This window comes from Micromonospora sp. M51 (assembly GCF_018070305.1).
Lineage (GTDB): Bacteria > Actinomycetota > Actinomycetes > Mycobacteriales > Micromonosporaceae > Micromonospora > Micromonospora parva.
Window position 1 is genome coordinate 1 of the sequence record NZ_JAGPXZ010000578.1, and the last position, 4074, is coordinate 4074.

5 protein-coding genes are annotated in these 4074 nt (G+C 73.1%); 3 read left to right on the forward strand and 2 right to left on the reverse strand.

What is annotated here, in order from left to right:
• From KBX53_RS24815 to KBX53_RS24825, 3 genes are all read left to right on the forward strand, one after another.
• Positions 1–191: PEP-utilizing enzyme (locus KBX53_RS24815; protein WP_247676163.1), on the forward strand; the 191-nt coding region annotated here is incomplete at its 5' end.
• 28 nt (positions 192–219) lie between these two features.
• On the forward strand, positions 220–885 hold the full coding sequence (locus KBX53_RS24820; protein ID WP_051708768.1) for a hypothetical protein: 666 nt from the start codon (positions 220–222) through the stop codon (positions 883–885).
• Positions 886–937: 52 nt separating this feature from the next.
• Positions 938–1519, forward strand: a complete 582-nt coding sequence (locus KBX53_RS24825) for a TetR family transcriptional regulator (protein WP_030336004.1) — start codon at positions 938–940, stop codon at positions 1517–1519.
• 23 nt (positions 1520–1542) lie between these two features.
• Here the strand turns inward: KBX53_RS24825 and KBX53_RS24830 are convergent, their stop codons facing one another.
• Together KBX53_RS24830 and KBX53_RS24835 are read right to left on the reverse strand one after the other, a co-directional pair.
• Positions 1543–2907, reverse strand: a complete 1365-nt coding sequence (locus KBX53_RS24830; RefSeq protein WP_247676164.1) for an N-acetylmuramoyl-L-alanine amidase — start codon at positions 2905–2907, stop codon at positions 1543–1545.
• A 62-nt stretch (positions 2908–2969) separates the two neighbouring features.
• On the reverse strand, positions 2970–4073 hold the full coding sequence (locus KBX53_RS24835) for a peptidoglycan DD-metalloendopeptidase family protein (RefSeq protein WP_210861944.1): 1104 nt from the start codon (positions 4071–4073) through the stop codon (positions 2970–2972).
• Between the last annotated feature and the right edge of the window lies 1 nt (position 4074).

Genomic DNA, 4074 nt, shown 5'->3' on the forward strand with positions numbered 1-4074 from the left:
GGTGGACCCCGCTGTTCCTCACCGCCGCGGCGCTGGTCACCGAGACCGGCGCGATCATGGCGCACGGCCCGACGGTGGCCCGCGAGTACGGCATTCCCGCCGTCATCTGCGTGCCGGACGCCACCCGGACGATCACCACGGGGCAACTCGTCACTGTCGACGGCGGCGCCGGCACCGTCACGGTCCACTGACCGTCCACCCCTACGGAGAAGGACGACGATGAGCGACACCACGGCGACGACCAGGGCGCGGGTGGGCCCGCTGCTGCGTCGCGCGGCCGAGGCCGAGGCCGCGACGTGGCGCAACCTCTACGTGTGGGCGCGGCGGCGTGCACTGCCACTGCGGCCCGGCGACGAGCCGTTCGGCTACCTCGGCGTGGTCAAGCCGATCCTGGGCATCTTCATCGGGCTGTCGGCGCTGGAGATCCCGATCTTCGATGTCGTCGTCACCCACGTGGTGCCCTGGCGGCCCGCCCGCTGGATCGTGCTCGGCCTCGGCGTCTGGGGTCTGCTCTGGATGATCGGGCTGTACGCCGGCATGACCATCCATCCCCACGTCGTGGGTGACAGTGGCCTGCGGGTGCGGCTCAACGCGGGCATCGACATCTTCATCCCGTGGGCCGACGTCGAGGCACTGCGCAAGCGGTACCGTTCGCTGCCGTCGAGCAGGTCGGTCCAGGTCGAGCAGGAGGGCGACCGCCGGGTGGTGTCCATCGCCGTCGGCAGCCAGACGAGCGTCGACGTCCTGCTGCGCCGGCCGCTGACCTTCGACCTGCCGAGGGGCGGGTCCGCGCCGACGAACGAGCTGCGACTGTACGCCGACGACCCCGACGGCCTGCTGCGCAGCGCCCGGGGCACCCCCACGGGCGGCACCGTCAGCCGGTAACCACCGCCGCTGGCGGGGTGCCCGGGCCAACCACTGTGAAACGATCGAGGCCATGCCGAAGAAGGTCGACCACCAGGAGCGACGCACCCTCATCGCGGACGCGTTGATGCGGGTCGCCGCGGCTCAGGGGCTGGAAGCGGTCAGCCTCCGACACGTGGCCGCCGCAGCCGGCGTGTCGGCCGGCATGGTCCAGCACTACTTCCGGACCAAGGACGAGATGATGGCGTTCGCGTTGAGCGTGGTCCGCGAGCGCAGCCAGATCCGGGTCACCGAGGCGGTGGCCCGGCTGGGTGCTGACCCACCGCCCCGGCTGCTGCTGCGGACCCTGCTCGCCGCGTTGCTGCCGGTCGACGCGCACACCCGCGACGACGGTCGGGTGGCGCTGGCGTTCCTCGCCTACACGGCGGTACGTCCGGCCGCCGCGACCGGCCTGCGGGAGGGCACCCGGCAGCTCACCGAGTTCATCGCCGGCCTCCTGCCCGAGCGGCACGACGCCGCCGCCGCGGCCGGTCTGCTGGCGCTGATGGAAGGGCTGGGTGTCTACCTGCTCGGCGGGCAGTACACCGCCGAGCAGGCGCTGGGCGCGCTGGACGCCCAGCTGGACCTGCTCTTCGGCGCGTCGTCGACCGCCTGAGCGGTAGTGGTCGTACCGGGCCGTCAGCAGCGCGGCACGTTCGGGATGTACCCGTCGTAGCCGGTCAGCAGGTAGGCGTCGGAGACGTAGCGGTTGGTGCCGATCCGGTTCCAGACGGACGTCGTGCCGTACGGGCCGGTGACAGTGCTGCCGACGGCCTGACAGTAGACGGCGACGGTGGCGCCGTCGGCGACCGAGCCGACGACCGGATAACTGGCACCGGGGCCGGAGCGGACGTTCAGGGTGCTCGCGCTGGTGCTCACCGTGCCGGAGCCGACGCCGGTGATGCCGTTGACCAACTGCAGGTAGTAGGTCCAGTTCCAGTTCGGGCCCGGGTCGGTGTGCGTCGCGCCGGGCACCTCGTTGTGCCCGATGATGTGCGCCCGGTCCTTCGGGATGCCGTACCTGGTGGCGAGGCTGCGGGTGAGTGCGGCGGACGCGCGGTACATCGCGTCGGTGAGCCAGGCGGGATTGTCGACGTACCCCTCGTGCTCGATGCCGATCGACTGGGTGTTGTAGGTCCAGTTGCCGGCGTGCCAGGCGATGTCCTTCTCCCGCACCGACTGGGTGACGGCCCCGTCGGAGGAGCGGAAGGTGTAGTGCGCGCTGGCCTGCGCGGCCGGGTTCTGGAACCAGCCGACGGTGCCGGAGTACGAACCCTGCGCGGTGTGGATGACGATACGGGTGACCGGGTGGCTGCCCGGTCGACTGGCCACCGTGTAGTTGCTGGTGCTGGCCGGCGCCCAGACGGCCGGCCCGTAGTCGGTGCTGAGCGTGCCGACCCCGCCGGCGCGCTCCAGCCCGCCCCGGCGCGGCGCGACCGGTCGACCCGGCACCGTCTCGCCGCGCTCGCTGAACCCGGCGCGCAGCAGGTCGTAGACGCTGTCCGCGTAGCGCCGCGCCACCGACGGGTCGTGCGCGCCACCGTAGCGGGCCAGCGCCGGATGCCAGGCGTTCACGTCGTCGCGGTCCGCGGCGGTGCGGCCGGCCTGATCGGCGTACGCGCGCAGCACTGCTGCCGCCCCGAGGACGTTCGCCGTAGCGTCGGTCCGCAGCGCGGCCGGACTGAGCCGGGTGAGCGTGGCGGCTTCGTCCAGTGTGCGCACCTCGGGGTTGCTCGTCAGGTGCATCAGCCCGTACCCGCCGGCCGCGCTCGGCGCGCCGCCGTGCATGTCCAGCCGCGACTCGGCGTACCCGAGCGCCACCAGCAGGTCGCGCGGAACGTCGTAGCGCGCGGCGGCGGTGTCGAACGCGACGGCCAGCGGGGTGGCCGTCGCTGGTGTCCCACCGGGGTCGGCGGCGGCGGGGGTGGCACCCACGACGACCCCGGTCAGGGCGGTGGTCAGGGCGAGCAGGAAGCGGCTTCGGTGGGAGGTTCGAGCGGACATCAGCACTCCTCGCGGTGACGGAGGTGGGCGGCGCGGGGCCGCCCACCTCGGGGTCGGGCTCGTCAGCACCAGCCGTTGACCGGACCGTTCACACCTGTCGACAGGTAGGCGTCGGACACCCAACTGCCGTCGCTCAACCGGTTCCAGAGCGCCGTGGTGCCGTACCGGCCGGTGTGCGAGGTGCCGTTGGCGGAGCAGGAGATGGTGACAGTGGCGCCGTCGGCCACCGAGCCGAGTGAGCCGTAGCCGGTCCCCGGCCCGGCACGTCGGGTGAGCGCCCCGCCGCCGTTCGCGTCGACCACCCCCTGGTTGAAGCCGAGCGCGCCGTAGTTGTAGAGACCGCCACCAGCACCGGCCCAGGCCGACCCGTGCCGTGCACCGCCCTGGTACGCGGCGGCCCCGTTGGCCAGCACCCACTTGCCGATGTCGTGCCCGGCGATCGGCACGTACGCGCTGTTCTGCCGGAGCCCGAAGTGGACGTGCCGGCCGTAGGCGGCACCGCCGCAGGTGACGTCGGTGCCGGTGTTACCCAGGACGGCGCCCTGACCGACGCTGGCGCCGTTGACGGAGATGCTGTTCCACAGGTGGTAGTAGTCGGTCGAGTAGCCCCGGTCGTGGATCACCCGGATCCACCCCTGGCACATCGTGTACGCCGCGCCCGCCCGGGCGGCACGGACCACCTGGTCGCCGCCGGCCAGGTCGACCGAGCTGTACGGCGACTCGGTTCCACCCCAGCCGTGCGGGCCGCTGGTGAGCGTCCACGTCTGGCCAACGCCGAACGGCAGGGCCATCCCGGTCCGGTAGTCGCCGCCCGCGTACATCGGGCTCGGGGTGGTGGTGAGCACGTCCCTCTCCTGCGCGGTCGTCAGCGGCGACTCGGCGGCCAGGGCGCCGAAGGCGGCCTCGCCGTCGAAGGCGATCCGCCACCCGGCAGGCTCGGACCGGGCGATGAAGATCGACCCGGTGGGGTGGGCGTCCTCCTGCCGGGGCGCGAGGGCGACGGCGGTGCCGAATGCCCACCGGCCGCTGGTACGGCTGACGGTGACCCGGGTCTCCGGTCGCGCGCCGGAGGCGGACAGTTCGGCGGAACCGAGCAGCTTGGCGGTCACCGCGGCGGTGAGCGCGGGGGTGACGGCCGCGGCGGCGGCGCTGGGCGCCGCCCCGATC

Excerpts from the sequence above, each read along its gene's own strand:
- KBX53_RS24820 (WP_051708768.1), top strand. The coding sequence starts at position 220 with ATGAGCGACACCACGGCGACGACCAGGGCGCGGGTGGGCCCGCTGCTG.
- KBX53_RS24825 (WP_030336004.1), top strand. The coding sequence starts at position 938 with ATGCCGAAGAAGGTCGACCACCAGGAGCGACGCACCCTCATCGCGGAC.
- KBX53_RS24830 (WP_247676164.1), bottom strand. The coding sequence starts at position 2,907 with ATGTCCGCTCGAACCTCCCACCGAAGCCGCTTCCTGCTCGCCCTGACC.